This window comes from Johannesbaptistia floridana (assembly GCF_057440575.1).
The window spans coordinates 1-2,761 of record NZ_JALKVM010000134.1 but is presented as its reverse complement, the minus strand read 5'-3'; the positions used below and the strand labels follow the sequence as shown (position 1 = coordinate 2,761).

The following is a 2,761-nucleotide window of genomic DNA, read 5'->3' as shown; positions in this document are numbered from 1 at the left end:
AAGGGGGGCTTTTCATGATAACTGTAAACATCTATTTGCGAGCTTGCTATACTTGGCACTTTTTTCAAAAGAAACCCAGCAGACTGTAGGGTGCGTTAATGAAATGTAACGCACCGTTAATTATTTTATAATTACATCTAATTCTTAGTATATTATTTTTATAGCAAAGAAAGAGTTGCTTAGAAGAAGAAGGAAAGCCAAACCCCTTGTCCTGTAAGCATTTACCTCCTGCCTCCTGCCTCCTGCCTTCTGCCTTCTGCTATAACATCACCAAAAATATCATGATTATCATTGGGTAAATTACCAGCATCAGTAGCTAGATTTCCTTGAAACTTCGGTGACTTCTCTAGAAAAACCACTTGGGTTGTTTCTACTGCACCAGATTGAGATTTCAAATCCTCCGTTACCATAAAAATAGCCCCTCCTTTCCCTAAACCGGGATTTATACCTTGACCAGCGATCGCCATATTGCCAATAAAACTAGTATCAACTAGCATTAAAACACCAGATTTAATAAAAATAGCACCTCCTAAGCCAGCGCCACCGCCACCGAAACCTACTCCCCCATCACCACCAGCGAAGCCTCCTCTCCCGGGAATTCCTGGCTGAATCATCAAGCCTCCATTACCTCCTAAACCACCACTACCACCACCACCGCCAAAGCCTCCATTACCTCCATCTCCGCCTTGACCACCATTACCACAAAAAACTAAGTCAACTTCAACCTCTACTTCCGGTTGTGTCTCTTCTTCTGTTGCTTCTGCCTCTGGTATCTCTGATACAGATGAATTGTCTTCTACCTCTTCTTGATTATTTCCAGATCCATAACTACCAGTATTTGCAGAACTATCACTACTGATGTTGCAAATATTCCCCCCATTACCACCATTACCAGCATTCCCAAAGCCACCAAATCCACCACCACCACCAAAACTAATATTACCTATAGTACCAATACCATCAACGGTACCAAAAGGACCAAACAAGCCAATACCACCATCGCCACCGTTACCACCGTTGCCACCATCGCCACCGTTATAACCACCGTTACCGCCGTTACCACCATTACCAGCATTACCAAAGCCACCGAAGCCACCACCACCAGCGAAGCTAATGGCACCAATCCCACTTACCCCAATACCATTTACTCCGGCTATGGCACCACGATTAGCTAAGTATTCGCCATTGTTAGTATGAATATTGAGTCTATCTAAATCAAGTTTTTTGGGGTCACTACCTCCAAAACTAATACCATTTATCCCCACAATTGCCCCTCTGTTTACATAATATTTACCCCCCTCTTGAGCGATCGCTTTTTTCTCTTCTCCTTCTCTCTCTTCTCCTTCTCTCTCTTCTCCTTCTCTCTCTTCTCCTTCTATCTCTTCTCCTTGACTGCTTCCTTCTCCACCAATTGCTTGATTATCCATAAATGTTACTTGGGCTAACTTTACTTTTCCTCCTTCCATTAGTAAACCTCCACCCATTCCAGCTCCCCCTCCTTTCCCATTTTGCCCTTGACTTCCCTTCGCTAGTCCGTCGATAATTGCTATATTTTTCAGGTTGACATTACCATTTTTGATCTGGAATACTCTGTGACGTTTATTCCCACTAATTACTGTATTTTCTTTTCCCTCTATTGTCATGTCTTTTGTTATTATTGGTAACTCTTCCTCTAAGACAATCGCTTTTTTAACCTTTGTTAAGTCTATTGTTACTTTTTCCTCGTCTGAGTTAGCTTGATTGATTGCCCAGCGTAGAGTGCCTTTTTGTTCTCCATCTATCTCTGTAGTTACATAAATTCTCTTTCCTAAGCTGTCGTTTACAGTTTCAGCTATGGCAACACTCTCTCCTCTCCAACATAGAAGGATGATTAAACCTGTCGCTATAATTGCTGCTAATTTTTTATATTTTTTCATCTTTCCGCCCTCATGGAGACTCTCGCTAAACCTCTCATCAGGTTAGCGATGAGAGGAAATGAGGGACATAATTTATGTTGCATAGTTATATCCATCCGCTTTGTGAATAGGTTTACAGTATTTGTGACTAATACCTTGAACTGTTTGGTTAGCAGTTTTAATGTTAAAACTACCTGTTTTTCTGACTGCTACTCTACCGACATAAGTTCCTATTTTCTTCCCTTTACTTACAACCGCTTTGACAATATCCCCTGTTTGAAATCCAAAGAATTGTTTTTGTCTTAATTTTGCCGAAGTTCGAGGAAAACCATATTTATCAACTCTAACCATTTGACGTACACCTCGACCCGTAGCTGTAATAATCAAAGGTTTATTAACTTCGATATTAATTTTAGTCGGTGTTGATTTGCCTACACAAGCAGCATCTAACCAATGAGTTTTAGGTAAATTTCGTTTAGTTCTATTGTATTTAGTTAAACCTCCTGAACCTGTTTCTAAATCTAAACCAAATGCTTTTAAACGATTAAATAATTCCCAACGAGTGGAATTAACAGCAGTAGCATCTTTCAGGGGTTGCTTACATTGTTTCAATATCTTATTTAAGATACTTGGCTTTTGAGAAAGAAAATCTTTAATGTCTTGATTCCCTTTTTGTTGATTACAGTCTCTACAGGCAATAGTTAAATTAGTGACACGATTTGACCCCTGTTTAGATTTTGGAACAATATGCTCTATTTCTAAAGGAACATTAGAAAGACCGCAATAAGCACATTTACGTTGCCATTTTTCTAATAAATATTCTCTGACTTCGTAATTAAATAATGTCCCTTGTTGGTATTCGACCC

At 39.8% G+C, this 2,761-nt stretch carries 2 protein-coding genes; both read right to left on the bottom strand.

The window, feature by feature from the left end:
• Positions 1-221: 221 nt before the first annotated feature.
• The gene (locus MW688_RS09445; RefSeq protein ID WP_486735719.1) at positions 222-1,916 is read right to left on the bottom strand and encodes a hypothetical protein; all 1,695 of its coding nucleotides are present in this window, start codon (positions 1,914-1,916) and stop codon (positions 222-224) included.
• Between the two features lie 72 nt (positions 1,917-1,988).
• Positions 1,989-2,761 (bottom strand): RNA-guided endonuclease IscB (iscB, locus tag MW688_RS09440; RefSeq protein WP_486735718.1); only part of this gene is annotated, 773 nt, incomplete at its 5' end.

Excerpts from the sequence above, each read along its gene's own strand:
- MW688_RS09445 (WP_486735719.1), bottom strand. The coding sequence starts at position 1,916 with ATGAAAAAATATAAAAAATTAGCAGCAATTATAGCGACAGGTTTAATC.